Annotated in this window: 22 protein-coding genes and 2 pseudogenes; 4 read left to right on the top strand and 20 right to left on the bottom strand. The window is 69.4% G+C overall.

Annotation, left to right across the window (positions count from 1 at the left end):
* The 5 genes from ABT147_RS43285 to ABT147_RS43305 all read right to left on the bottom strand — a co-directional run.
* The coding region (locus ABT147_RS43285) for a nitroreductase family protein (RefSeq protein WP_351417163.1) at positions 1–491 on the bottom strand (491 nt) is incomplete at its 3' end.
* A gap of 272 nt (positions 492–763) precedes the next feature.
* Entirely contained in the window at positions 764–1,504 is a 741-nt protein-coding gene (locus tag ABT147_RS43290) for an NADPH-dependent F420 reductase (protein ID WP_351417165.1), read from the bottom strand.
* 104 nt (positions 1,505–1,608) lie between these two features.
* Positions 1,609–2,202, bottom strand: coding sequence for a TetR/AcrR family transcriptional regulator (locus ABT147_RS43295; RefSeq protein ID WP_351417167.1), 594 nt, complete (start codon positions 2,200–2,202; stop codon positions 1,609–1,611).
* 240 nt (positions 2,203–2,442) lie between these two features.
* Positions 2,443–3,279 (bottom strand): helix-turn-helix transcriptional regulator, encoded by an 837-nt coding sequence (locus tag ABT147_RS43300; protein ID WP_351417169.1) that lies wholly within the window; start codon positions 3,277–3,279, stop codon positions 2,443–2,445.
* Positions 3,280–3,794: 515 nt separating this feature from the next.
* The gene (locus ABT147_RS43305; RefSeq protein WP_351417171.1) at positions 3,795–4,544 is read right to left on the bottom strand and encodes an SDR family oxidoreductase; all 750 of its coding nucleotides are present in this window, start codon (positions 4,542–4,544) and stop codon (positions 3,795–3,797) included.
* A gap of 147 nt (positions 4,545–4,691) precedes the next feature.
* On the opposite strand from ABT147_RS43305, the gene ABT147_RS47505 reads away from it, so the two are divergent.
* Both ABT147_RS47505 and ABT147_RS43320 read left to right on the top strand, forming a co-directional pair.
* Positions 4,692–5,222 carry a DUF6233 domain-containing protein gene (locus ABT147_RS47505; protein WP_502983267.1) on the top strand — a complete coding sequence of 177 codons (531 nt, stop codon included), beginning with the start codon at positions 4,692–4,694 and terminating at the stop codon, positions 5,220–5,222.
* 47 nt (positions 5,223–5,269) lie between these two features.
* Positions 5,270–5,662, top strand: coding sequence for a nuclear transport factor 2 family protein (locus tag ABT147_RS43320; RefSeq protein WP_351417173.1), 393 nt, complete (start codon positions 5,270–5,272; stop codon positions 5,660–5,662).
* Here ABT147_RS43320 and ABT147_RS43325 read toward each other — a convergent pair.
* Positions 5,640–6,486 (bottom strand): annotated as a pseudogene (locus ABT147_RS43325) (IS5 family transposase). The gene ABT147_RS43320 and the pseudogene ABT147_RS43325 overlap by 23 nt on opposite strands.
* Positions 6,487–6,583: 97 nt before the next feature.
* On the opposite strand from ABT147_RS43325, the gene ABT147_RS43330 reads away from it, so the two are divergent.
* Complete coding sequence (locus ABT147_RS43330) at positions 6,584–7,522, top strand: alpha/beta fold hydrolase (RefSeq protein ID WP_351417175.1); 939 nt, start codon at positions 6,584–6,586, stop codon at positions 7,520–7,522.
* Positions 7,523–7,627: 105 nt separating this feature from the next.
* Complete coding sequence (locus tag ABT147_RS43335; RefSeq protein WP_351417178.1) at positions 7,628–8,077, top strand: acyl-CoA synthetase family protein; 450 nt, start codon at positions 7,628–7,630, stop codon at positions 8,075–8,077.
* Positions 8,078–8,488: 411 nt separating this feature from the next.
* On the opposite strand, the gene ABT147_RS43340 is transcribed toward ABT147_RS43335, so the two are convergent.
* From ABT147_RS43340 to ABT147_RS43410, 14 genes and pseudogenes are all read right to left on the bottom strand, one after another.
* Positions 8,489–9,232, bottom strand: a complete 744-nt coding sequence (locus tag ABT147_RS43340; RefSeq protein ID WP_185007532.1) for an NADPH-dependent F420 reductase — start codon at positions 9,230–9,232, stop codon at positions 8,489–8,491.
* A 229-nt stretch (positions 9,233–9,461) separates the two neighbouring features.
* Positions 9,462–9,698, bottom strand: a complete 237-nt coding sequence (locus tag ABT147_RS43345; RefSeq protein ID WP_286253768.1) for an NAD(P)-binding domain-containing protein — start codon at positions 9,696–9,698, stop codon at positions 9,462–9,464.
* Between the two features lie 488 nt (positions 9,699–10,186).
* Positions 10,187–11,026, bottom strand: coding sequence for a helix-turn-helix transcriptional regulator (locus ABT147_RS43350; RefSeq protein ID WP_351417180.1), 840 nt, complete (start codon positions 11,024–11,026; stop codon positions 10,187–10,189).
* A 353-nt stretch (positions 11,027–11,379) separates the two neighbouring features.
* The gene (locus ABT147_RS43355; RefSeq protein ID WP_351417182.1) at positions 11,380–12,129 is read right to left on the bottom strand and encodes an SDR family oxidoreductase; all 750 of its coding nucleotides are present in this window, start codon (positions 12,127–12,129) and stop codon (positions 11,380–11,382) included.
* A gap of 208 nt (positions 12,130–12,337) precedes the next feature.
* Positions 12,338–13,205 (bottom strand): annotated as a pseudogene (locus ABT147_RS47510) (IS630 family transposase); the annotation flags it as partial.
* 114 nt (positions 13,206–13,319) lie between these two features.
* Positions 13,320–14,333 carry an amidohydrolase family protein gene (locus ABT147_RS43370; RefSeq protein WP_286253773.1) on the bottom strand — a complete coding sequence of 338 codons (1,014 nt, stop codon included), beginning with the start codon at positions 14,331–14,333 and terminating at the stop codon, positions 13,320–13,322.
* Positions 14,334–14,391: 58 nt separating this feature from the next.
* On the bottom strand, positions 14,392–15,366 hold the full coding sequence (locus tag ABT147_RS43375) for an Lrp/AsnC family transcriptional regulator (RefSeq protein WP_351417185.1): 975 nt from the start codon (positions 15,364–15,366) through the stop codon (positions 14,392–14,394).
* 201 nt (positions 15,367–15,567) lie between these two features.
* Complete coding sequence (locus ABT147_RS43380; protein WP_351417187.1) at positions 15,568–17,208, bottom strand: MFS transporter; 1,641 nt, start codon at positions 17,206–17,208, stop codon at positions 15,568–15,570.
* A gap of 329 nt (positions 17,209–17,537) precedes the next feature.
* Positions 17,538–18,698, bottom strand: a complete 1,161-nt coding sequence (locus ABT147_RS43385) for an XdhC family protein (RefSeq protein ID WP_351417190.1) — start codon at positions 18,696–18,698, stop codon at positions 17,538–17,540.
* A gap of 303 nt (positions 18,699–19,001) precedes the next feature.
* Positions 19,002–21,176, bottom strand: a complete 2,175-nt coding sequence (locus tag ABT147_RS43390; RefSeq protein ID WP_351417192.1) for a xanthine dehydrogenase family protein molybdopterin-binding subunit — start codon at positions 21,174–21,176, stop codon at positions 19,002–19,004.
* Positions 21,173–22,174 (bottom strand): FAD binding domain-containing protein, encoded by a 1,002-nt coding sequence (locus ABT147_RS43395; protein WP_351417194.1) that lies wholly within the window; start codon positions 22,172–22,174, stop codon positions 21,173–21,175. The genes ABT147_RS43390 and ABT147_RS43395 overlap by 4 nt, the downstream gene beginning before the upstream one ends.
* A gap of 3 nt (positions 22,175–22,177) precedes the next feature.
* Positions 22,178–22,696: a (2Fe-2S)-binding protein gene (locus ABT147_RS43400; protein ID WP_286253785.1), complete on the bottom strand. Its 519-nt coding sequence runs from the start codon at positions 22,694–22,696 to the stop codon at positions 22,178–22,180.
* 832 nt (positions 22,697–23,528) lie between these two features.
* Entirely contained in the window at positions 23,529–24,218 is a 690-nt protein-coding gene (locus tag ABT147_RS43405; protein WP_286253787.1) for a TetR/AcrR family transcriptional regulator, read from the bottom strand.
* Between the two features lie 134 nt (positions 24,219–24,352).
* Positions 24,353–25,321: an NADPH:quinone oxidoreductase family protein gene (locus tag ABT147_RS43410; RefSeq protein ID WP_351417198.1), complete on the bottom strand. Its 969-nt coding sequence runs from the start codon at positions 25,319–25,321 to the stop codon at positions 24,353–24,355.
* Position 25,322 lies beyond the last annotated feature (1 nt).

Here is a 25,322-nt window from a genome sequence, read left to right on the forward strand (position 1 = left end):
CCCCGGGCCGCCAGCGAGAGCAGGAAGTTCTGCGCGTACATGCCGATGTCGCCGGCCGTCCGTACCCCGTCGCCGAGTGCCGGCATGAACAGGAAAGCGGCATGGGGAGCGCCGTAGAACTCCAGGTTCTCGCGGACCGCAGCCCTCCTGCCGTCTCGGTCCGAGCGCTCGACACCCCGGACCCGGTAGACACTCGCGCCCAGGGCATGCGACCGCTCGAGGTAGATGTTCTCCTCGCCGTAGCCATCGGTGAAATCCGGAGAGGTCCGCCCCTCCTCCTCGGCCCGGAGCAGCTCTTTGCCCAGGGCGTCCCGCGCCGCACCTGAGACGACGTGCACCGTCCACGGCTGGGTGTTGCTGTTCGAGGGGGCGGTCTGCGCGTCTTCCAGCACACCGCGGATGTCCGCAGGCGACAGGGCTGTGGGCAGGAACTGCCGGGGGGAGCGGCGGGAGCGTGCGATGTCGGTGAAGGGTGATGCGGTGCCGGGCAAGGCGGTTCCTCTCCGTGGCGCGCAGTCTCCGCCACGGTGGCCGCGGCACAGCGCAGTACGGCAGGCCGCACGAGGCGGCAGTCGACGTGAGGGCCGGATGCGAGATGCGCTCTTGCGGCTATCTGCAGGCTTGCGGATGTTCGCAGGCAGCGGGGTGCCGAGGCTGCAGTGTGGGGGGACGGTGCGCTCTTCGTGTTCGTCTTTGTGCGTTCGTGGCGTGCCGCTGCTGCCGCTCTCGTGCCGTTGCGTGCACGAGTGCCGCGTCGGGTGACTCAGCGGTGGGCGGCGCGGTTCATCTCGACGATGTCGTCGAGAGTGGGATTGGCACCGCGGGCGGCGATGCGTTCCGGGAGGCTGTCGCGGATGGCTGCGTCCTTGGCGCGGTCGGCCGCGGCCAGGGCCGCCGGCAGTTCGTCGAGGGTCAGTTCGGTGCAGTAGGCGGGGCTGTTGGGCTGCTGGCGCCAGGAGTCGGCCAGTGTGCCCGCGTCGTAGGGGTCGAAGCCGGTGTCGTCCACAAGCTGCATGGCCACGCGCCGCGCCTCGTCGGAGTCGCCGGCGACGGGGATGGCGAGGCGGCCGGGCGTTCCGGCCGGGACGCCCCGGGTCTGCTGTGTTCCGGCCAGGGCTGCGTTCCACGCCTTGACCACGGGGCGCCCGAGCAGCTCGGCGGTGTACACGCTCTCCACCTGGCCGTTGTCCACCGCCTCGATCGGCTCGCTGAGCATGCCGGGGTAGTAGTTCGAGGTGTCGATGACCACCGTCTCGTCGGGCACCGACGCGAACAGGTCCGCCAGCCGGCCCGCCACCCCGAACGGGATCGACAGGACGATGACGTCCCGGCCCTGGACGGCGGCGTCGGCGAGCTCCACCGCGCGGGCCCCGGACTCCAGCACCTCCGCCCGGACCGCCTCGGGGCCGCGGGCGCCGGCCACCTGGACGTCGTGACCGGCCGTGCTGAGCTTGGCAGCGAGGTTCCCGCCGATGGCGCCAGCGCCTATGACAGTAATTTTCATGATTTGTTCCTTATGAGGTTGTGCCGCCCCTGGGGGCAGCACGATGTGATGGATGGGTGGTGGTGCCGCCTGGCGTTGCGGGGCGGAGCGGGGTGCCCGGCGATTTACGCCTGGGAGTCCTGCTGGCGGTAGCCGCTCGCGATGAGCGTGCGGAGCCGGTCGAGTGACTCCTCCTTGGTACCGGTGCCCTTGATCCAGGCAACGGAACAGGCCGCGAGGAACAGGTCGTGCCCCCGCACCGACGCGCGCACGCGCCCCGCGAGCTGCGCGGCCCGCACGTACTGATCGGTGGCGGTGATGAGGATGTCGCAGGGAATGGTGAGGGGGTTGTCCGGCTCCTGCGCCCGGGCCGCGGCCATGAGCGGGTCGGGCAGCCCGCTGAAGGCGCTGAAGTACTCCTCCATCGCCCGCAGCCACTGCTCCAGCGCCTCGGCCGGGTCGTCGAGTTGCTCGATGTCCGCCTGGCGGGCCACGAGTTCCTCGGAGCGGGTCTGCAGCACGGCCGCCAGCAGTGCCTCCCGGGTGGGGAAGTGCCGGTACAGGGTGCCGGGCCCGACGCCCGCCTCCTTGGCCACCGCCTCGAGGGAGGTACCGACCCCGTCCTGCAGGAAGTGACGCTGCGCGGTCTCCAGAAGGGCCGCGCGGTTGCGCTGAACGTCCGCGCGGGGCTTGCGTTCCCGCTGTGCACCGGCGCTCATGCGCCCTCCTGCCTGCCGTGATCCTGCGGCCGCATCAAAACGGATGCTGCCTCCGTACTTGGTCGAGAGTAAAACGGAGGTAGGCTCCGGTCAAATGGGCGGCCTGAGCGCGGAGCCCGGACACCGCAGGGGGCCGACACATTGAGCAGCCGTAGAGCGCGGGAGCCGTGCGGGCTGCACCATTCCAGGCGGCCCTTGTCCGGCCTCTCCAGCGCGGAGCCCGGTCCTCGGTCCAGGACGTCAGGGAGTGAGCTGTTGGTGTCCGATGACGGAGAGCAGTTCGAGTTTGCTGTGGCTCTCCGTGCCGGGGCGGGTGGTCAGCACCACCAGGGTCTGGGCGCGGTTCTCGGTGTACAGGAGCTGGGCGTCGACGTCGATGCGGCCGAGTTCGGGATGGAGGAGGGTCTTGCAGTCGCCGTAGCGGGCGACCTCCTGGAGTTCCCACATGCGGACGAACTCGGGGCTGTGTTCTTGGAGTTCGGCGAGGATCCGGGCGGCTCGGGGGGTGTCGCTGCCGGCGGTCAGCGCGGCCCGCAGGCGTGCCGCCTGGGCGCGGCCGTGGCTTTCGTGGGTCTCCTCGGGATACACCAGACGTTCGGCCGGGTCCATGAACCAGCGGTAGTAGCCGCTACTGGCCAGACCGGTGTGGCGGGTCTGGTCGCCGAGCAGCGCGATGGCCAACGGGTTCATCGCGAGGGTGTCGGACAGGTCGGTCGTTACCAGGGCAGGGGAGTCGTCCAGGCGGTCCAGGACCCGTAGCAGCGTCGGGCTGACATGCTCCGAACGCAGGAAACGGGCCGGGGCGTTGTGCCCGATGAGGACGAAGAGATGGTCGCATTCGTCCAGCGTCAGCCGCAGCGCCCGGGCGAGAGCCGCGGTGATCTGGACGGAGGGCTGCGGAGCACGCTGCTGTTCCAGCCGGGCGTAGTAGTCGGTGGACATGCCGGCGAGCTGCGCGACCTCCTCGCGGCGCAGCCCCTGCGTACGCCTGCGCGGCCCCTCGACCAGCCCGACGTCACGGGGCCGCAGCGCCTCACGCCGATGGCGCAGGAATTCCGCCAGTTCCTTCTTGTCCATGCCGTCCATCCTCGCCGCATCCCGCCCGGCTATCCAGAGACCGCCGATCCATGGCTGCGCCCTCCCCTCCCACCCGCGCGAAGCCGCTCGTACGGCCGACGCCGAGGGCGCTCGCAGCGAGACGACCCGATGATCACCTGACCTGCGTGACCCGCTGGGAAATTCAACGATGGTCGGCGGTACGCCGCAGGTCGTCGGCATGGAAGGCGGCCTGCGGCGACGGTCTCCGTCGAGGACGCCTGACGCTGGTCGGGCCCCGGGCCCCCTGCCTCGTCGCCCGGCCCGGCCGACACGACGGGGTTCGCCGTGTCAGCCGGGCGCTCGCGTGCCCCTCGGCGCTCAGGACGGATCCCGTCGCCTCCGGTGCGACGACCGGGGCGAAGCCGAAGGCGCTTCCTTACCGTTCCGCGTCTTCGGTGAGGGCCTCCCCGAGGCGGGTCCTGCTCGCGTTCGTCCATGAGGTGGCCCAACAGGACCCGCCCGCGTGCTGTTGTTCCGCGTCTGCCACAGGTCGGTCAGCTGCCGCTGATCATGGTGAGGACGTCGTTGTAGGAGCCGTTGGCCTGCGCATCGCGGAGGAACCTGGCGCGCTCGCCGGCCAGTTCCTTCGCGTCGGGCTTTTCGCGCAGCAGGTCGAGGGTCTCGGTGAGGAAGTCGTCCAGCGGCATGGATTGTTCGTTGTCCTCCTGACCCATCAGGGTCGTGCGCACAGCCGGCGGGATGACCTCGATCACCTGGACGCCGGCGTCGGCACCGGCGAGCTGGATGCGGAGACTCTCGGAGAAGGAGTGCAGCGCGGCCTTGGTCGCGCTGTAGGTCGGGGTGAACGGGAGCGGTACGAACGCCAGCGCGGAGGTGACGTTCACGACGACCGCGTCGGCCTTGCCCACCAGGAGGGGCAGGAAGGCGTATGTCATCCGGATCGTGCCGAGCAGATTGGTCGCGATCTGATCCTCGGCGGCCTGGAGTCCGGCCGGGTCGAGGACGCTCTCCAGCAGCTGAATGCCGGCGTTGTTGACGAGGACGTTCAGCCCCGGGTGGCTCGCCGCCACGGTCTCACGGGCCCGGGCGATCGAGTCGGGGTCCGCGACATCGAGGACGAGCGCGTCGATGCCGGGGTGCTCGGCCGTGATCTCGTCGAGGAGTTCCTTGCGCCGGCCGGCGACGACCACCTTGTTGCCGGCCTCGTGCAGACGCAGAGCCAGACCGAGGCCGATGCCCGAGGTTCCGCCGGTGATCAGGATCGTGTTGCCGGTCATCTTCATGGGGGACTTGCTCCTTCGGTACGGCGGGCCGGTGAGCGCCCGCAGCCTCGACCGTAGGAGCGCCCGCGCAGGGGCGGGAGAGGACGGTTCATCCATGGATCGGCGGTCTCTGCCTCGTGAAGCGCACGCCGGCCGTCGGGCTGGGGCCTGCAGAAGCTGGACGGCGGCTACGGTCCCGGCCGAGGCGTCGTCCATGCCGTCGACTGCGAGGAGGCACCCGCCGGGGCGCCGCTGCCGACCCTGGACCAGACGCTGGACGCCGCGAAGCATCCCGGTACCCGGCTGTGCTCCCTGTTGCAGCCCATGCTCGACGTCCCGTACGAGCTGGTTGAGCACGTCTCGTGGCTCATCCACGCCCGATCGCGCGTTACTACAGCGCCTGCGCCACCGTCCGCACCCCTTATTACGGCCACCGTGAACTTCCGGAGCACTACCAGCAGTACAACCGCGACCACGCCCGTCTCCGCGCTCCAGGCGAACACGCCTTCGCCCGCCCCAAGTCCTGGCGACTCGACGGTGGCCGGCTGGGGAGGATCGTCGGTCCATGGATATGTGATCCTCTCCCGCCCTCGCCGATACACCCCCATAGTCGAGACTGCCGGGCGCGCCCGGCCCCTGCGGCGAAGGAGAGTATCGCCGAGGTCAACGGCGCCTACGACCAGGTGCTGGCCCTGCTGAGCGGCGCCAAGGCCTGATCCAGCAACGCACAAAATGGAGAGCCGAACGTGAAACCCACGAATGAAGACACCGTCGAAATCAGCAGGGTCGTGGCGCTGTGGGCGCACATCATGGACGACCACGAACTGGACCGTCTCGGCGAATGCCTCACCGAAGACGCGGTGTGGGACGGCAGCGTCTTCGGCGGTGACCCGGTCGTCGGGCTGGACGCGATCGCGGCCTTCATGAACGCCCCCGGACACGCGAAGGCCCACCACACGACGAACATCGTCGTGTCGGAAGGCCCGGGCGACGAGGTGCGGGCCCGATCCAAAGGTCTGAGCCTGCTGGAGGGCGGCGGCGTCGCCAGCGTCGTCTACGCCGACGACCTGCGACGCACCGATGACGGCTGGCGCATCTCCCGGCGGGTCATCCATCTCACGTGGCCACATCACTTCTAGGGGTGCTTTCAAAAGCCGGGTGCTTGCGGGCAGGTGTCATGCAGTGGGCGGTTGCAGGAAGGCGTCGTGCATGTCGTCGCGTACTTCCCACCGGATCCGCAGGCATCGAGGGCCATGGAGCCAGGCGATGGCGGACTCGGCGTCCCAGCGGACCTTGCCCAGGCCCGAGCCGTGCGGCCGGCCCCGTCGAGCGATCGTCGGTGTGATGCCGCGCTCGCGCAGTCGGCGGCGATAGAGGTCGTAGTCGTAGCCGCGGTCGGCATACAGCATCCTGGGTTTGCGCCGGGGGCGGCCCCGCTTCCCCCGCACCGGCCCAAGGCTGTCGATCAGCGGCAGAAGCCGGGTGACATCGTGGCGGTGACCGCCGGTCAGCGACACCCACAGCGGAGTGCCGCGGGCATCGGTCAGCACGTGATGCTTCGAGCCCGGCCGCCCGCGGTCAACCGGGCTCGGACCGACTTTCGGGCTGCTTCGCCCCGCCTGGCCTGCACATGAGAGGCGTCGATGGTGGCGCGGGAGAAGTCGAGACGGTCCGCCGCCCGCAACCCGTCCAGCAGCACCCGCTGGAGCTCCTCCCACACCCCGGCCCCCTGCCACTCGGCCAGCCGCCGCCAGCAGGTAGGACCGGAACCGAACCCCAACTCCTGCGGCAGAAACTCCCACTGGACACCGGTGTACAGGACGAACAGCACCCCCTGGAGCGTCTTGCGGTCATCGATCCGCTTACGCCCCGGATACCGGAACCTCCGCTCATGCTTCGGCAACAGCGGCTCAATCACCGCCCACAACCCGTCACTGACCTCCCACGGCTTCCGCCGCGCCATGGTCACACCCCACAGAAAACACGGGATTACGCACATCTCCACCGTGCCACAACACGATCTTTCTGCAAGAAGCCCTAAAAAAGGACGTAACACCGCCATGAACGCTTTCACCACCGCCGTAGCCGTCGGGTCGGAGGAGCCGCTCAGCCCCGGCTACGACGCAGCGACCAAGGACGACGCCGAGTTCAACAAGTACTTCCGGCACGGCTTCACCACCATCGACGACGTACAGATGCACTACGTCATCGGCGGCGACGGCCCGCAGGTCATGGTGCTGCTGCACGGCTGGCCGCAGAGCTGGTACGAGTACCGCCCGATCATGCCCTCACTGCTGCCCGGCCGCACCGTCATCGCCATCGACCTGCCGGGCATGGGCGACTCGACCGGAAACCCGCCCTCCATGACCAAGACGGTCCTGGCCACGTACGTCCACAAGCTGCTCAACCACCTGGGCCACCACGAGAACGTACAGGTCGTCGGCCACGACTTCGGCCTCAACGTCGCCTACCCACTGGCCGCCCAGCACCGCGACCAGGTGGCGGGCCTGTTCCTCATGGACGGCGGCCTCGTCGGCAAGAACCTGAGGTTCGCCACCCTCGCATCGGTATCTTGGCACTTCTCCTTCTTCTTGCAGAATCCGCTCGCCGAGGAACTGGTAACCGGCCGGGTCGAAACCTTCCTCACCCACTTCTTCCAGAGTGTGAAGACCGCCGGCGAGAACGTCTCCGACGACGAACTCGCCGAGTTCGTCCGGGTGTTCTCCCGCCCCCAAGTCCTGCACGCCGGCTTCGAGCTCTACCGGACCCTGACCCAGGACGAGGCCGACAACACCACACTCCAGGACACCCCGCTGACCATCCCGGTCCACATGATCACCCAGGCCGCCCTCGCCGACGTGTTCCTGCCGCCCATCCATGACGCCGCCCCCCACGCCACCTCCGCCGTCGTCCCCGGCGCCGGACACTTCCTCGCCCACGAAGCACCCGACCGCGTCCTGGCCGAGATCAACGCCTTCTACCCCACCTCCACCCCCTGACCAAAAAGCACCACACGACCACATGACGTCCAAACCATCCGATGCCAGAACTCGCGCGGTCCCTGAACGGCGACCTCGAAAGCCGGCACACCGAGGCCAACATAAATGGCGCCTGACGACGTCTCAGCCAGATCACACCTGCCGGCATCCGCGGACGAGTGGATCCGCACCCCGGTCGGGGAACACGTCGAGGTGCAGTCCGCGAGCGGTGGGACGGGCGTGGCGACCGCGCTCGTCGGCGGCGCACCGATCCTGCCGGTCCGACCCGGCGAGCTGTCCGGTCCGTCCCTGGGAGTCACGCTGGAGGCGTGGGGTCCGGCGGGCGGGCCGGTCCGTGGGCAGACCGCCGAGCTGGTGATCATCCGACCGATGCCGTCCATGCCGCTGCACTTCTGGGACGACGCAGGTGGCAGCCGTCACAACGACTCCTACTTCCCCGCCTGCCCGGGACTGCGGCGGCACTACGACCGGGTCACCATGACCCAGCGCGGCACGGTGATCGTGAACAGCCGTCCGGACTCCACCCTGAACCGCCCGGGGGTTTGGATCGGATGAGGAGCGCGGGAGGGCGGCGGTGTCGCCAGCGTCGTCCACGCCGACGACCTGCGACGCACCGATGCCGGCTTCCAGTGAGGTGTCTGTTGCCTGGCGTCACCACCTGTGGCAGTTGACTGGCTTTCAGGAGAGCAGAAGGCCGGTACGCGCGGTTCGCCGACGAGCCCTCCATTCAGGAGCCGGAGGGGTTCTCCGGCTGGACGTGGTGGCCTTGGAACAGACCCGGGCCAAGCGCCGGTCTCACAACCGGCTGGGCCGCGGTGCAGTGGGGCACTGTACGGATGCCGGCACCTTCTTGTCGGCGCCGGCCGACGTGCCGCCGGGGGTGGCGGGGTTCGTCGCGGAGCAGTTGGAGACAGGGGCGAGACACGAGGGCCTCTCACGGGTCACCGCGTCGGCCCCCGTACCTCCTCACATGGAAATTGCGCGGTTCAGGCGGACAAGGTATTCCGCGTCCGGTTGCACGCCGGCCCCGAAGCGTTCCCGGATCACGGCGAGCCCGAGGTCACGCCGCTTCGGTGATCGCGCCGCGTCGGCCGTCGCCAGTGCGTCCGGCAGCTCTTGACGGGTGAGATCCGTGCAGTAGGCGGGTGTGCCGGGCTGCTGCCGCCACGATTCCGCGAGCGGCCCCGCATCAAAGGCGTCGAACCCGGTGTCCTCCACGAGTGCCATGGCCAGGTCACGCTCGCGCGGACTGTCGGCCGCGACGGGGAGCGAGATGCGGTCCGCACTTCCCACCGGCTTGTTCCTGTGCGCGAACGACTCAGCTCCGATCGAGTTCCACGCCTTGACGATGGGCCGGCCCAGCAGCTTTGCAACCCACACGCTCTCGGCCTGGCCGGCCTCGATCGCCGCGATTCCGTTGTCCCGATGCGGGAAGTAGTTCGACGTGTCGATGACCACCGTGTCAGCCGGAACCTTGGCGATCAGTGGTGCGACCTGCGAAATGCGGGCGAAGGGAATCGAGAGGACCACGGCGTCGACGTCCGCTACAGCTTCCGCCGCTGTCACCGCTCGTCCGCCCGAGGCCAGTACGTCCGCCTCGATCGTCTCCGGGCCGCGCGAATTGGCCGCCTTCACCTCGTGCCCGGCCGCGCTCAACCGCCTGGTCAACGTCTTGCCGATGTTCCCGGTGCCGAGAATGCCGATCTTCATGGTGAAACTCCTTGTCCGGAACGGAACCCCGGTTTCGGTGACCGGGGTTCCCGGGCTTGGTCCCTGCGGCGCGACCGGGGCTGCGGCCGATCGCGGACGCGGTGGTGTCAGTGGGTGATGGCGACCTTGCCGAAGTGAGCGCCGCTCTTCGTGCTCGTCGTGTGTGTTCGTGGTGTGCCGGCATTGCCGCCCTCGTGCCGTCGCGTCCGCGAGAGTCGCGTCGGGCGACTCAGCGGTGGGCGGCGCGGTTCATCTCGACGACGTCATCGACGGTGGGGTTGGCCGGGAGGGCGGCGAAGCGTTCCGGGAGGCTGTCGCGGATGGCCGCGCCCTTGCCGCGGTCGGCCGCGGGAAGCTCGTCGAGGGGCAGTTCGGTGCAGTAGGCGGGGCTGTTCGGCTGCTGGCGCCAGGAGTCGGCCAGCATGCCGGCGTCGTAGCCGGTGTCGTCCACGAGCCGCATGGCCACACGCCGCGCCTCCTCAAAGTCGCCGGTGACGGAGCTGGCGAGGCTGCCGGGCGTCCCGGCCGGAACGCCCCGGATGCGCTCAGGAGGGCAGCGCGGTTGCGCTGGACGACCGCGCGGGGCTTACGTCCCCGCTGTTCACCGGCGCTCATGCACCCTCCTGCCTGCCGTGATCCTGCGGCCGCATCAAAACGGATGCCGCCTCCGCCTATCTGCGAGAGTAAAACGGAGGCTGCATCCGGTCAAACCGGCGGCCCGACCACGGAGTCCGGACAGCCCAGGGGCCCACCTGTCTGGCCGCAGCGCGCAGGACAAGAGCCGTGCGGAAGTGGGTGCGCGGGGTGCCGCGCCGCCGGACCCGACGACTTCCGGCGTCCTGGACCGTGACCCGCATGCATCACCAGCGCCCCTGGCCGGATTCGGCACACAGGTCTCCAGCTTGTTCGGCCCCTCCCGCGCCGAGCCCGGCCCGGTCCCCCCAGTCCAGGACGTCAGGGGGTGAGCTGCTGGTGCCCGATGACGGAGAGCAGTTCAAGCTTGCTGTGGCTCTCCGTGCCGGGGCGGGTGGTCAGCACCACCAGGGTCTGGGCGCGGTTCTCGGTGAACAGGAGCTGGGCGTCGACATCGATGCGGCCGAGTTCGGGATGGAGGAGGGTCTTGCAGTCGTCGTAGCTCTGTGCGACTTCCTGCAGTTCCCACATGCGGACGAACTCGGGGCTGTGTTCCTGGAGTTCGGCGAGGATCCGGGCGGCTCGGGGGGTGTCGCTGCCGGCGGTCAGCGCGGCCCGCAGGCGCGCCGCATGGGCGCGGCCGTGGTGTTCGTGGACCTCCTCGGGATACACCAGACGTTCGGCCGGGTCCATGAACCAGCGGTAGTAGCCGCTACTGGCCAGACCGGTGTGGCGGGTCTGGTCGCCGAGCAGCGCGATGGCCAACGGGTTCATCGCGAGGGTGTCGAGCAGGTCGGTCTGCACCAGGGCCGGGGAGTCGTCCAGGCGGTCCAGGACCCGCAGCAGGGTCGGGCTGACATGCTCGGAGCGGTGAAAGCGGGCCGGTGCGTTGTGGCCGATGAGCGCGAAGAGATGGTCGCGTTCGTCCAGGGTCAGCCGTAGTGCCCGGGCGAGAGCCGTGGTGATCTGGACGGAGGGCTGCGGGGCGCGCTGCTGTTCCAGCCGGGCGTAGTAGTCGGTGGACATGCCGACGAGCTGGGCGACCTCCTCGCGGCGCAGCCCCTGCGTACGCCGGCGCGCCCCCTCGACCAGCCCGACGTCGCGGGGCCGCAGCGCCTCACGCCGATGGCGCAGGAATTCCGCCAGTTCCTTCTTGTCCATGCCGTCCATCCTCGCCCCATCCCGCCCGGCTATCCAGAGACCGCCGATCCATGGCTGAGCCACTCCTCTCCCAGCCGCGCGAAGCCGCTCACACGGCCGACACCGAGGGCGCTCGCAGCGAGACGACCCGATGATCACCTGCCCCTGCCTGATCCGCTGGGAGATTCACCATCCGTCGGCGGTACGCCGCAGGCCGTCGGTCTGGAAGACGGCCCGCCGCGATGGTCCCCCGTCGAGGACACCCAACGCTTTGACCGGCCCCGGGCCTCGTCGCCCGGCCCGGCTGATGGGACGAGGTTCGTCGCGTGACGGCTCTCGCGTGCTGTTGTTTCCCGTCGGAAACAACAGGTCGGTCAACTGCCGGCGATCATGGCGAGGACGTCGTCGTAGGAGCCGGTGGCCACTGCGTCGCGGATGAACCTGGCACGCTCGACGACAATCTCCTTCGCGTCGGGCTTCTCGCGCAGCAGGTCGAGGGCTTCGGTGAGGAAGTCGTCCAGCGGCATGGCGTGTTCGCTGTCCTGCTGGCCGAACAGGTTGGTTTGCACGCCCGGCGGGACCATCTCGATCACCTGGACACCGGTGTCAGCGCCGGCGAGCTGGATGCGCAGGCTTTCGGAGAAGGAGTGCAGCGCGGCCTTGGTCGCACTGTAGGTCGGGGTGCTCTGATAGGGGACGAACGCCAGCGCTGAGGTGACGTTCATGACGACCGCGTCGTCCTTGCCCACCAGCAGCGGCAGGAAGGCGTACGTCATCCGGATCGTGCCGAGCAGATTGGTCGCGATGTGATCCTCGGAGACCTGGAGTCCGGCCGGGTCGAGGAGGTTCTCCCGCTGCATGATGCCGGCGTTGTTGACGAGGACGTTCAGCCCGGGGTGGCTCGCCGCCACGGTCTCACGGGCCCGGGCGATCGAGTCGGGGTCCGCGACATCGAGAACGAGGGCGTCGATGCCGGGGTGCTCGGCCGTGATCTCGTCGAGGAGTTCCTTGCGCCGGCCGGCGACGACCACCTTGTTGCCGGCCTCGTGCAGACGCAGAGCCAGACCGAGGCCGATGCCCGAGGTTCCGCCGGTGATCAGGATCGTGTTGCCGGTCATCTTCATGGGGGACTTGCTCCTTCGGTACGGCGGGCCGGTGGGCGCCCGCAGCCTCGACCGTAGGAGCGCCCGCGCAGCGGCGGGAGAGGACGGCTTATCCATGGACCGGCGCTCCCTGGCTGAGCCGCAGACGACGCTCCTGCCCGGTCAGCGCCTCCAGAGCGGGCGTAGCGAGCCACCGGTAGGAGAACCCGGGGGCCAGGATCACAGCCTGTTGGAAGACGGTGAGCCAGGTGGCGTTCGCAGCGATGAACTCCCCCATCCCCGCGGTGAGATGGAGGCGCACGTTGTCCCAGACGAGCACGATGAGCCCGCCGAGCTGGATGCGGGCCCGCACGACCAGGTCGCGCAGGTCTCGCCAGCCGAAACCCTTCGGCTGGCCCAGGCGGCACCGGTACTCGCGTACCGCGTAGAACATCCGCGAGCGGCGGCCCGGCTGGTAGCAGACCATCCCTGCCATCGACACCCGGCCCGATCCTCGCCCGCGTACCCGCACCACGGCGTGCAGCCCCTGCGGCCCCAGGTCCTGGAGCGCGGCGGCGTCAGCGACTGCCCGGCCTCGTCCTGGAAGACGATCCAGGCACCGAGAGCCGCCGCGGTGCTTTTACCCGCAGCCAGACGTCCTTCTTCCACAACTCGACCGCCGCGTCGTCGCGTTCGATGGCCCGGCGGGCGGGCTGCTGCCACGATCAGCCGTGCCGTCTCAGGAGCCGCCACGTGCCTTGGAGCGTGTACGAGACGTGGAGCATAAGACCGATGAGCGTCTTCACCCGGGCCAGTGTCCACCGCTGATCTGCCCAGCCGTGTGCCAACGGCCCACGCTGCAACTCGCTTTCAAGCCGGGACAATTGAGCATTGCTGAGCTGGGGTCGTCCGGGTGATCCCACGGAGGCGCCACCGGCCGCACCGTGTTCGCGCCAGGGCCGGCGCCACCGCTCCACGGACCGCTCACTCACTCGCAGCGCGGCGGCGACCTCCCGGTTCTTCTCCCCGCGCTCGAAGCGGTCCACGGCCTGCAGTCGGACCCGCTCCCGCGCCGCCCTCCCAGCGTCGGTCAGCTCGCCGCCCTGCGCACATCTCACAAGCCCACAGCTACCTGACCATCGCAGAGGCGTCAGGAGAACGCCCCGACATCACCCGATCAAGTTCAGCAGGTTCTCTCCGGAGTCCTTGAGAGTGTGAGAGAGCGCGAACGATCAGGCTCCTGACAAGCCAAGGAGCGCGTCGGCGTTGCCATGGGCGATCCGCGCCCGATCGGCGGGAGAAACCGGCAAGTTGTTGAGGAACGCCGTGGCCTCGTCATTGGGGCTGTACGGATAATCGACCGAGAAGAGGATGCGATCCGCGCCGAAAGCGGTCAGGGCGGCGAGGAACGCGGATTGGTCGAAGAAGCCACTGGTCGTGATCCACACCTGATCCAAGATGGTCTGCGATACGTCTCGCTGCAGCCCGATTTCCTTTCCCGGTCCGAACATCGCATCGACGCGCTGAAGCATCATCGGCAGCAGCTCGCCCATGTGGCCGATGATCAGCTTCAGATCCGGATTTCGGTCGAGTGCGCCCGACACGGCCAGGCGCAGAATGTGAAGTCCTGTTTCCGCATGCCAGCCGAAACCGGCATTGGACAAGATGAACGCGGTAAAGTCCGGCAGCCCCTGGAAGTAGATGTCGCGCACCGCACGTGGCGCGGGTCCGGGATGGATATAGAGGGGGGCGCCGATGGCCTCGGCACGCGACAGGATCGGAGCGAAGCGCGGGTCGTCGAGGAACAGTCCGTCGGTGGTCCCGTTGATCGAGGCGCCGCGGAAGCCCAATCGGGTCACGCACCGCTCCAGTTCGTCCGCGGCCGCCTCGGGATCCTTCATGGGGAGGTGCGCGAACGCCGCGAACCGATCCGGTTGCCGTTCGACGGCCTGGGCCAGTCGGTCGTTATAGTCGCGCGCAAGGCTCACACCCTCCTCACCGGCCAGCATCTCGGCGCCCGGGCCCACGGCCGACAGCACCTGCATGGTGATTCCGGCTTCGTCCATCGAGGCGATGCGTTCCTGCTCTGTATCGTCCAGGGCCCGGTCGAGCGCACTCGCCGGCTCGTCTGCATCAGAGGGCGCCCATCCGGCCGGCACCCATCCGGATGCAGCAACGTCCGCGGCGGAAATCCTTTGCGCCAGATCAGTGAAAAGGACATGTTCCTCTAGAGCAACGATGCGCATGATCTTGTTCTCCGTCCAATTGAAGGTGAGTGCGACACAAGGGGGCGGCGCTCGGCGGTCAGCGGCTCGGCTCGTAGGTGAGTTGCTTGACGTGCCGCAGGGTCAGGGCGGTTTCCACGGCCTGCACTCCGTCGAGGCCGCCGATCTTCTTGCTGAGGTATGTGTAGAGCTCGCCGGTGCTCGAGGTGGCGACGGTCGCGAGGAGGTTGGCCTGGCCGGTGGTGGCGCCGGCGAAGCGGACCTCGTGGTGTTCGGCCAGTTTCCGTCCGGCGGTGTCGAGTGCGGAGGGGGCGACGGTGAGCCAGAGCATCGCGCTGATGCCGTGTCCGAGGGACTCGCGGTCATGCTGCACCTTGAAGTAGAGGATGCCCGTGGAGCGCAGACGCTCCAGGCGCCGCTTGACAGCGAACTCCGACTGGCCGGTGCTGGTCTGCAATTCACTGAAGGTCGCCCGGCCGTCGCGCCGCAGCACGGCGAGCAGCGCCTCGTCCTCTCCGTCGAGAGCGATGCGGGCGGCTACCGGCTCGCTGTACGGGAGACGCAGTGCCGCCTCCTGGTCGGGTTCGAGCGCTTGAGTCTTGTCGAGCCAGCCGAGCGGGCCGCCGTAGAAGGTGTGCAGCAGGCAGTGGGCGCTGACCGAAATGACCTGAGGCGTGCGTTGCAGGCGGTCGAAGAGTAGTTCGTCGCGGTCCTGTCGGCTGCGGGCTCCCATGGCGCACAGCACTTCGGTGCCGCCGGAGATGAGATCGACGTGTGAGGTGTCGGGACGCCGGGCCAGCGCGGTGGCGAGTTGTTCGGCCACGTCGGGAGTGCAGCGCAGCCGGACGATCCAGCTCTGGCGGCCCAGCAGGCTCTCGTCGGTCATGCCGACGATCCTGAGTCCGGCGGTGGTGCGCAGTTTGCGGAAGCGGCGGGCGACGGTCTGGTCGGACACTCCGAGGATTTCGGCGATGCGGCTGAACGGCGCCCGCCCGTCCACCTGGAGCGCGTGCAGCAGCTTCAGATCGAGCGCGTCGGGTGAAGGGGACTGCATCGATGGCTCCTGCTTCGGCCGGGTGAAGTTCACGTCGTGTCGTACGACAGCGCTGTGTGGCCCGGGACGGGAAGGGTCCGATCCCGGGCCACTGAGCGGCGCCGCGCCCGTCCCCACGGTCGGCGCCGGTACCGGCGCGGTGACTGTCCGCTCCTGAGCCGTGCCGGTACGTCTGGTGTCATCTCGGTGCGGGTCCGGGGCTCACGAGGGGCGGCTGCCTGCGCCAGGCACCGTCTGAGTGCCGGCGGTGGGCAGGTCGGGTGTGCGAGGCCCTTGTACGGAGGCAGCCGGGTCTGTTGCCGGTAGGACCGACTGCTGCTGTGGCCGGCGCAGCAGGAAGAAGCCCACTACGGCCGCCAGCAGGGTCAGGACGGCCGCGACGACCAGGCAGAGCTGAAGACCGTCGATGAACGCCTGCGACACGGCGCCGAGGACACGCGGGGTGTCCGCGCCCAGGCGAAGCCTGCCGACCGAACGCAGTCCGCCGGCGTCCGCTGCCTCGGTGACGCGCCGGATCGTCGCTCCGCCCAGCCCCGCGTCGGTGAGATGTCCGGGCAGAGCGTCCACAGCACGAGAGGACAGCAGCGCGCCCAGGACGGCGGGGCCCAGGGCGCCGCCGAGTTGACGGAAGGCGTTGTTGGCGGCAGCGGCCATACCGGCCTGGTGGAACGGCACCGAACTGACGGCGGTGGCGGTCATCGGGGTCAGGACGAACGACACGCCCAGGCCGAGCAGGGCCATCCGCCAGGCCAGTGAACCGAACGAGGTGTTGGCGTCGATCGTGGTCAGCGACAGCAGCGCGACCGCCACGACCAGCAGGCCGCCGGGAATCAGCACCCGCGGAGAGACCCGGTGCACCAGGCGTCCCATGGGGACACCGAGGACCAGCGGCACCATGCACACCATCAGCAGCCGCCAGGCCGATTCGAGGGTGCTGAGCTGCTGGACCATGCCGAAGTAGAGGCTGAGGGCGAAGAAGAACCCGATGAGCCCGAGGAAGCTGATCATGGCGATCAGTGAGGTGGCGGTGAAGGAGGGGCTGCGGAACAGTGTCAGGTCCAGCATCGGGCTGGAGCTGCGCCGCTCCACCCGTATGAAAGCGACCGATGCGGCAACGGCGGTGGACAGGGCAAGCATCACCTTGGTGGCGGTGAAGGAGTCGGCGCCGCCCTCGATGATCCCGTAGACCAGAGCGGTGATGGCCAGCGCGGCGGTGATCTGGCCGGGCCCGTCCAGTCGGCGCGTGCCTGGGGCACGGGAGTCGGTGAGCAGCTTCGTCGAGACGACCAGCGCGAGCAGCGAGGCGGGGACGGGCAGCAGGTAGAGCCAGCGCCACGCGAAGTGCTCGAGGATCACGCCCGCGATGACGGGGCCGAGTGCGAGGGCGGCCACGAGGGAGGTCGCCCACACACCGATGAAGTTCCCGCGCTCTCGCGGATCGGGAACGGCGTGGCTGATCAGGGCCAGAGTCGAGGGCAGCAACGCGGCCGCGCCCAGACCGGCGAAGGCCTGTCCGGCCCAGACGACCTCGATCGACTGGGCGCACAGTGCGATCAGGGCACCCAGACCGCTGAAGGCCAGGCCCGCCTGGAAGACCTTCTTACGGCCGTGCACGTCACCGAAGACGCCCGCGGTGAGGATGAGCGCGGCCATGGGCAGCACGAACGCGACGCTCACCCAGGACAGCTGCGAGGTCGACGTGTCCAGCGCCCGCTGAATGGCGGGCAGGCTCGCCGAGACGGTGGTCACCGGCAGATAGGCGACGAACACGCCGACGCAGGCCATGACGAGTGTGGGCACCCGCCGCTCCTGCGGCGGGTTCGCCGTGGTCGTGACGTTCACGAAAGACTCTCTCCCTTAGGTACCAGGCGCTGTGGTCGGCTGGCTTCCGCCGCAACGTTCCGGCTTGCCGGGGAGCCGAGGCCAGTCACGAGCGCCGGATCCCGGAAATCCGACATCGGGGCCTTCGGTCCGGAGGAAGTCCGACCCGGCAGAGAACAACGGCCGGCAGCTGTCGGCGTGCCCGAAGATCTGGCAGAGCCGCGGATACCGCCGTTCCGGCCGCCCAGTGATGCGGGCCCGGGGACGGCGCAGGCGCCGTCCCCGGCGAGGGCGAAGGTCGTCATGATCAGTCCTTGTGTGGGAGGGGCCGTCCCGGAGGGCGTGCCAGGTCACGGCGTCACCAGCCGGTTGAGGGCACGATGTTCGTCGACTGCCTGGGGACCCGGCCGGTGGATCGGGCCCGTGCCCAGGGTCAGGGACAGGCCCGTGCCCTGGTTGGCGTGGGCGATGATCTCCGCGGTGATGGAGACCGCCGTCTCCTCAGGCGTGCGTGCACCGACGTCGAGACCGATCGGGGAACGCAGCCGAGCCAATCGGTCCTGCGCGACGCCCGCCTCGCGCAGGAGACGCAGGCGTTCGTCGTGCGTCCGGCGGGATCCCATCGCGCCCACGTAACCGACGGGCAGATCGAGTGCCAACTGCAGCAGGGGGATGTCGAACCTGGCGTCGTGGGTGAGGACGCAGACGGCGGTACGGGCGTCGACCTCGGTGCGTTCCAGATAGCGGTGCGGCCAGTCGACCACGACCTCGTCCGCGTGCGGGAAGCGGGCCGCGGTGGCGAAGACGGGGCGGGCGTCGCACACGGTGACCCGGTAGCCGAGGAAGCGGCCGGCCTGGCTGAGCGCGGTGGCGAAGTCGACCGCGCCGAAGATCAGCATGCGGGGGCGGGTCGCGGCCACATGGACGAGGACGGACAGCCGGTCGGGGCAGGTGTCCGCGTCCCCGCCGAACGAGGCGGCCGCGGTGCGTCCCGCCCGCAGTTGGGCTGTGGCCCGGTCCGCCACCGCCTGGCCTGTCGGCCCTGCGGCCAGCGTCGCGTCGGCGGTCCAGCTGTCGCCGAGAACGCTCAGGGTGGCGCCGATGAGTGCGTCGGGGCCGTCGACGACCTGGGCCACGGCGGCGGGTCGGTCCCCGGCAACCTCGGCGAGGGCCGCGCCGAGATGCGGCCGGGTCGCGGGGTCGATGCGCTGGACGAGAACGTCGAGTTCGCCGCCGCAGGTCAGGCCGACGGCGAAGGCGTCGTCGTCGGAGTAGCCGAACCATGCGCGCTGCGGGGCGCCCCGGTCCTGTAGCACCTGTCGGCACAGTTCGTAGACGGCGCCTTCGACACAGCCGCCGGAGATGCTTCCGACGGCGTTGCCGTCCTCGTCCACCGCGACCGACGTACCGACGGGCAGGGGCGCGCTGCCGGTGACGTCGACGACTGTGGCCAGGGCGAAGGGGCGTGCCTCGCGGCACCAGCGGTGCAGTGTGTCCGCGATGTTCAGCATGAGTCCTTCTCCGTGGTTTGCCGTCGGGGCGTGGGGCGGGTCGCCGCCGCGCCGTCGGGGAGTGCATACGCGGCGGCGACCCTGGTGGGTCCGGCAGCCGGGCGGGAGACCGGTTACCGGACAGGCCGGTGGCATCGAAGACCGCGTTGGCGAACGGGGCCTGCGCCGTGCAGAACGACACCCGGGCAAGCCCCGGATGTGCATTTCCGGGGAGGCCGAACTTCCAGTGATCCCGTGGGTGGTGCGATGTCGGTCGCACCACCCGAGCACTCCTGCCCGGAGTGCTCCTGACGGGTTGACGGCCTACATCACGTGCTCGATCCGGATGGGCAGCCGGTTCTGGCGCTGTCCGGTGGCGTGGAAGACCGCGTTCGCGACAGCGGCTGCCGCGCCGATCATCGTGACCTCTCCGAGGCCCTTCACACCGACGTCGTTGAGGAGCAGATCGGGCTCGTCGATGAAGTCGAAGTCGATCTCCTGTATGTCGGAGTTGACCACGAAGGGATACTCCTCCAGCGTGGTGTTGAGGAATCCGCCGAAGCGCGGGTCGACCTCGCTCGACTCCCGGAGCGCCTGGCTGATGCCCCAGGTCACGCCCCCGCGGACCTGACTGGCCGCGGTGACCGGGCTGGCGACCCGGCCGCAGTCGACCACACAGAGCGCCCTGGGCACACTGATGCGCCGTGTCGTGGCCTCGATGCGGACCTCGACGAAGTGAGCGACCCAGCTGAAGGCCGTGAAGTCCGGGAAGACCGGACCCGCGGCGGAGAACAGGCCGGCCCGTGAACGGTCGAGCATCTCGGGGGGCTGGCCCGGTCCCACGGAGGTCACCTCCACCTCCGTCACCCCGCCTCCGGTGGCTCGGACCGCGGCTGCCACATCCACGGTCCCGGTGTCGCCCGTGCCGAGCTGCTTGCGCAGCTCGCGCAGTGCCTTGTGCACCGCGGGCAATGCCGTCGCGGTGCCCCACGCACCGGCGGTGAGATGCTGCGGCGCGAAGCGCGTGTCACCCACCTGCACGACGACGTCCCGCACGGGCACACCGAGGTCCTCCGCGACCAGGAGAGCGATGGCCGAGCGGATGCCCTGCCCCATCTCGTGACCGTCGACGCCGACGGTCACCCGGCCATCGGCCGCCGCGGACATACGGGCCACGGCCGGAGCGACCAGGACCGGGTGGGCGCCGACAGCGACGCCAAGGCCCACGAACGATCCGTCAGCGGCACGCATCGACCCCGGCCGCGGATCGCGTTTGTCCCATCCGAACCGCTCCGCACCCCGTGTCAGACACCGCGCCAGGTGGCGGGAGGAGAAGGGCAGCCCGGTGACCGGGTCCGTGGCGGTGTCGTTGGCCAACCGCACCTCGACGGGGTCTTGGCCGGTGGCGTAGGCCAGTGCGTCGATGGCCGACTCGAACGCGAAGCTGGCCGGGCCCTCCATCGGAGCCCTCATGAATCCCGGCGTCTGGACATCGGTCTGAACCAGGCGCTGACGTCCCCCGAAGTTGGGTACGCCGTACAGCCTCGACGTCATCTCCGTGAACATGGCGGGGTACAGGTCGTGGCGGGACGTCTGGTGCTCCGCGTCGTGGAGGGCGGCCAGGAGCCGTCCCGACGGGTCGGCGCCGAGCCGGATGCGGTGACGGCTGACCGGCCGGAAGCTGCCGGTGTGGAAGGTCTGCGGGCGCGGAATGACCAGCTTGACCGGACGCATCAGCCGGCGTGCGGCGAGCGCCAGTGGCCCGATGTGCGGCTGCAGTGCGTTGCGGGATCCGAAGCCGCCTCCGATGTAGGGCGAGATCACTTCGACATCCGCCGGATCGAGGTTCAGCTGCGTGGCGACTCCGTGGCGCAGTGCGCCGGCGTTCTGGGTGCCCTCGTGCACCACGAGCCTGTCGCCCTGCCATTCCACGACCGAGCTGGTCAGTTCCATCGGGACCTGGTGCTGCGCCGGGTGCAGGTAGGTCTCGTCGATCTGCACGGGGCTCGCCGCGTAGGCGCTCTCGGCGTCGCCCACCTTGATGTCGGGAAACCAGGGCAGGGCTTCTTCCTGGATGACGGAGGTGGCGCCTTCGTCGTCGAGTCCGACGGCGAACGGCTCGGTCTCGTAGCGTGCCCGGACGAGTTCCGCCGCCTCGGTGGCGGCGACCAGGGTGTCGGCGACGACCAACGCGATCGGCTGTCCCCGGTAGGCGACGACATTGCTGAGCAGCGGCTGCAGGCTCTGGAAGGAGAAGCCTCCACCCATCAGGAACCCGGGACCGCGCAGTTCGTCCTCGGTGAACCGGGTCAGGACCAGACGGACTCCGGGGACCGCCTCGGCCGCGGCGGTGTCGATGGCCACGGTGCGGCCCCTGCCGATCGTGGCCACGGCGAACATGGCATACGCCAGGTCGGCCGGGACGCGATCGGCGCCGTAGCGTGCGCTGCCGGTGACCTTTTCGTGGGCATCGACGCGGCGCAGGTCTGGGGGCTTCATCGGGCGGCTCTCTTCCCGGCGGTGAGCAGTGCGTCAGTAACGGTGCGGATGCCCAGCTCCACGCGGAACGCGCCGGTGCGAGGAGGGCGGGCCCCGGCGAAGGCGACTTCCCCCGCGCGGCGGGCGGTTTCCCTGGTGAGTCGCTCGCCGATCAGTGAGCGTTCCGCTGTCGTCGCCCGCCAGGGGCGCGTGGCGACCCCTCCCAAACCGATCCGGCAGTCCGTGACCATTCCCTGGGCGTCCAGCGTCACGGCGGTGGCGGCCGAGGTGAGAGCGAAGGCGTAGGACTCCCGGTCACGGATCTTGTGATACGTGGAGCCGCGACCGGCGGGCGTCGCGGGAACGCGGATCCGCAGAATCAACTCATCGGGAGCCAGGGTGTGTTCGAGCAGGGCGTTGTTTCCCGGTTCGACGTGCAGCTCGCCGAGCGGCAGCGTCCGCTCGCCGCCTGGGCCGACCACGTCGAGTACGGCGTCGAACGCGATCAGGGCTACGGCCCAGTCGCCCGGGTAGGTGGCGATGCAGGTGTCACTGGTGCCCAGCAGCGCGTGGGTACGGTCGAGTCCCTCGAGAGCCGCACAGCCGCTGCCGGGATTCCTCTTGTTGCAGGGGAACTCCGCCCCGCCGCGGAAGTAGCCGCATCGCGTGCGTTGCAGCAGGTTCCCGCCCACCGTCGCCATGTTGCGCAGTTGCTGGGACGCCGCCCGCCACAAGGATTCCGACAGCGCCGGATAGTCACGGCGTACGACCGGATGGTCGGCGACCTCGGCCATTCTCGCTCCCGCACCGAACGACAGTTCGCCGTCACTGGTGCTGATCTCGGTCAGCTCGGCGAGACGGTGAATGTCGATGACGGCCGGCGGCGCCTCGATGCCGAGCTTCATCAGGTCGTACAGGGTCGTGCCACCGGCCAGGATCCTGGTACCCGGCTCGGCGGCGGCCAGGGCATCGACGGCCCCGGCGACGCTGTCGGGTACCACATAGGCGAAGGAGCGCACCGTCTACACCTCGCTCTGCGCGGCCTGGTCGGCCACCTGGCGGATGGCGGCGGTGATGCCGACATACGCGCCGCACCGGCACAGGTTGCCGCTCATGTACTCACGGATGGCGCCGTCGGTCTCGGCGTGGCCTTCGGCCAGGCAGGCCAGGCCGGACATCACCTGCCCAGGTGTGCAGTAGCCGCACTGCAGGGCGTCGCAGTCGACGAAAGCCTGCTGCAACGGGTGCAGCGTGCCGTCGGGAGCCGCGACCCCCTCGATGGTCGTCACGTCCTGTCCTGCGACCTGGACCGCCGGAGTCAGACAGGACACGACGCGACGACCGTCGATGTGCACCGTGCAGGCACCGCACTGCCCCTGATCGCACCCCTTCTTGGTCCCGGTCAGCACGAGACGCTCCCGCAGCACGTCCAGCAGAGACTCACGAGGATCCAGAGCGAGGCACACCTCCTCGCCGTTGACGGTGAAGGCCGTCTCCACCAGGCCGGTCGGCGGCCTCGTGGTCGTCGATGTCTTCTCCATAGGGGGCTCGCTCCTTCGTTGCGGCGGGCGGGTGAGCGCCTGCGGCCTCGACCGTAGAAGCGCCCGCGCAGGAGCGGGAGAGGAAGGTTTATCCATGGATCGGCGGTCTCTGCCTGATGGAGAGGTCCCTGAACGGTCCAGCCACCCCAGCCCAAGCCCCTCGGACGACACGCACAGGCGCACATCCGCCAGGCCGTTTCCCGGTCGGTCGTCGGTACGTCGCGTGGTCTGATCGAGTGATCGCGGAGGGTTTCGCACCACGTCTGACCAGCGGGCGCCTACGGGGGATGTGCGGGCTCGCGACAATCGTCGAAGGCGGAAGATCCGACCGCCCCGCACTCCGGACGAAACCCCCAGAGCGGGTCTACCTGACCTGCACCTTCAGGCCACCAAAGGATGGCCGCCAACGGCCCCTCGGCGGCAGGTGCGTTCGGCGGCGGAAGGTCGGACTGAAACCAGGCGGCCCGCGGGGTGCGTGCCGAAGGAACGCCGACACGGGGCGTCCGCGCCCGACTCGGCGGCGGTGACGTCGGCGAGCGCGACGGCGCGCTCCCCGGCCGGGTCCGGGCCGCGCGGTACGTCACGCCCTGCGCGTGGCTGTCCGTGTCACGCCTTCGGCGGCACCACCAAGGACAGTTGATACGCGTGGGAATGCCCGGCGTCCCCGCAGGCCCAGCGGTCGATGCGGCTCGTTGACGATCACATGGTCCCACCGCCCATGTACACCCTCATGTGGTGAAAGCCGGACCGTCCGACAATGACAGCGCACGTCGTCTGGATAGGGGGTGGTGCCTGCGGAGACGATCCGAGAGGTGCGCCCCTTCCCTGGGGCTTACCTGGGCGTCGACACCTGGTCCTTGGACGAGCGCGCAGTTGTGGAAAGGGGCTCGGATGCGCCCTGCCCCGAGCTGAGCCCGTCCAGCAGGAGATCGCCGAGCTCGGAGAAGGCGTCGCCGGCGGTCAGGCCGGTCCTCTCCAGGAGGACCCCCGACTGGACCGCGTCGATGGTGACCGCTACGACGTGGGCGGCGAAGTGGCCGTTGAGGGCGCGGAAGACGCCGGTCTGCACGCCCTCTTCGATCAGTTCGTGGACCCGGTGCGCCGCGGCGGCGGAGTTCTTGCGGTAGATCTGCGCCGTCGGCTCGTAGCCGACCATGTCGTCGTAGAAGGCGTGGGAGTGCCGGCGCATGGCTGTGCCGACGCCGGTGAGGTAGACGCGGATGCGCTGCCGGGGGTCGGGCTCGGCCTGGACAGCCTGTTCGATCTCGGCGGTCGCCTCCCGGAAGAAGGCGCGGGTGACTGCCAGTACCAGCTGTTCCTTCGTGGAGGCGAGGCTGTACAGCGTCGCCTTGGAGCACTCGAGCCGTTGGGCGAGCTCGTCCATGGTCACCGCGGTGAAGCCTTCGGCCAGGATGATCGCCTCGGCCTGGAGCAGCAGTTCGTCCCGCCGGCGTGTGTCGACGACGCGCCTGCGCGCTGTTCGGCGTGGGCGTCGGTCACGCGAGTCAGTTTGGGCCGTCACCGCGGCAGTCTCCCATGAGGATCTTCGCCTGAAGCGGCGAGTGGTCGTCCGGGCCGGAAGCCGACCCCTTGCAAATGGGTACCAGCGTACCTCCTAACGTACCCACGGGGAATGTTCGCGTGAGCGACTCGTCGTCAGGCACCGACTTGCAGCAGTGTGCGGCCGAGGCCCCTTCGCTGGTCCAGGTGCTTCAGCGCAGCCGCCGCCTGTTCCAGGGGAAAGACGGACGAGAGGGGCGGGTCCAGCCGACCGGACTTCAGCAAGGGCCGGAGTTCGCGCCAACAGGCACGGGCGGCCTCCGGATCCTGTCGCCAGTACTCGTCCATCCCCACTCCGAGCACAGAGGTGTTGGTCAGCAGCAGACGATTCACTTTGACCGTGGGGATGCCCCGGCCCGCGAATCCCAGGACGAGGAGGCGCCCCCCGCCGTGCCGCAGCGCGCGAAGCGAGTCCGGGAAGCGATCCCCACCGACCGGGTCGACCACGAGGTCGACGCCCTGGCCGTCGGTGAGGGCTCTGACTGCGTCGAGGAATCCGCCGACACGTACGACCTCATGTGCTCCTACGGACCTGGCCAGTTCGGCCTTCTCCTCAGTGGATACGACCGCGATGACGCGCGCGCCGTGTGCTGCGGCCAGTTGGCAGGCCGCGCTCCCCACTCCGCCCGCGGCTCCGTGGACGAGGACGACCTCGCCGGGGCGGAGAGCACCCCGGTGGACGAGCGCGAAATGCGCGGTCAGGTAGTTCAGGGGCAGGGCCGCTCCACGGCGGGTGTCGACGTTGTCCGGGAGAGGAAAGACCATCGTTGCGTCGACAGCGACGGTCTGGGCGAAGCCACCGGTGACCGGCAGGGCTGCCACGCGGTCACCGGCGCGGAATCCGGCGCCGTCCGTGCGGGCCGTTCCGGACACCTCCCAGCCGAGGACGAACGGCAGTTCGGGACGGGTCTGGTACTCCCCGCGAGTCTGCAGGATGTCCGGGAAGACCACGCCCGCCCATTCGACGTCGATGAGAACCTGGCCCTCTCGGGTCTGCGGCTCCGGGAGCTCTTGCACGACCAGGGCATCAGGACCCTCGAATGCGGTGACGAGTACTCCCTGCATC

This window comes from Streptomyces sp. NPDC001868, from assembly GCF_040297125.1.
In the GTDB taxonomy this organism is placed as follows: domain Bacteria; phylum Actinomycetota; class Actinomycetes; order Streptomycetales; family Streptomycetaceae; genus Streptomyces.

Bases quoted from the DNA above. Each gene is read 5' to 3' on its own strand.
- ABT147_RS43370 (WP_286253773.1), bottom strand. From the start codon at position 14,333: ATGCGCATCGTTGCTCTAGAGGAACATGTCCTTTTCACTGATCTGGCG.
- ABT147_RS43350 (WP_351417180.1), bottom strand. From the start codon at position 11,026: ATGGACAAGAAGGAACTGGCGGAATTCCTGCGCCATCGGCGTGAGGCG.
- ABT147_RS43300 (WP_351417169.1), bottom strand. From the start codon at position 3,279: ATGGACAAGAAGGAACTGGCGGAATTCCTGCGCCATCGGCGTGAGGCG.
- ABT147_RS43390 (WP_351417192.1), bottom strand. From the start codon at position 21,176: ATGAAGCCCCCAGACCTGCGCCGCGTCGATGCCCACGAAAAGGTCACC.
- ABT147_RS43295 (WP_351417167.1), bottom strand. From the start codon at position 2,202: ATGAGCGCCGGTGCACAGCGGGAACGCAAGCCCCGCGCGGACGTTCAG.
- ABT147_RS43330 (WP_351417175.1), top strand. From the start codon at position 6,584: ATGAACGCTTTCACCACCGCCGTAGCCGTCGGGTCGGAGGAGCCGCTC.
- ABT147_RS43375 (WP_351417185.1), bottom strand. From the start codon at position 15,366: ATGCAGTCCCCTTCACCCGACGCGCTCGATCTGAAGCTGCTGCACGCG.
- ABT147_RS43355 (WP_351417182.1), bottom strand. From the start codon at position 12,129: ATGAAGATGACCGGCAACACGATCCTGATCACCGGCGGAACCTCGGGC.
- ABT147_RS43340 (WP_185007532.1), bottom strand. From the start codon at position 9,232: ATGAAGATCGGCATTCTCGGCACCGGGAACATCGGCAAGACGTTGACC.
- ABT147_RS43400 (WP_286253785.1), bottom strand. From the start codon at position 22,696: ATGGAGAAGACATCGACGACCACGAGGCCGCCGACCGGCCTGGTGGAG.
- ABT147_RS43335 (WP_351417178.1), top strand. From the start codon at position 7,628: ATGGCGCCTGACGACGTCTCAGCCAGATCACACCTGCCGGCATCCGCG.
- ABT147_RS43410 (WP_351417198.1), bottom strand. From the start codon at position 25,321: ATGCAGGGAGTACTCGTCACCGCATTCGAGGGTCCTGATGCCCTGGTC.
- ABT147_RS43385 (WP_351417190.1), bottom strand. From the start codon at position 18,698: ATGCTGAACATCGCGGACACACTGCACCGCTGGTGCCGCGAGGCACGC.
- ABT147_RS43290 (WP_351417165.1), bottom strand. From the start codon at position 1,504: ATGAAAATTACTGTCATAGGCGCTGGCGCCATCGGCGGGAACCTCGCT.
- ABT147_RS43305 (WP_351417171.1), bottom strand. From the start codon at position 4,544: ATGAAGATGACCGGCAACACGATCCTGATCACCGGCGGAACCTCGGGC.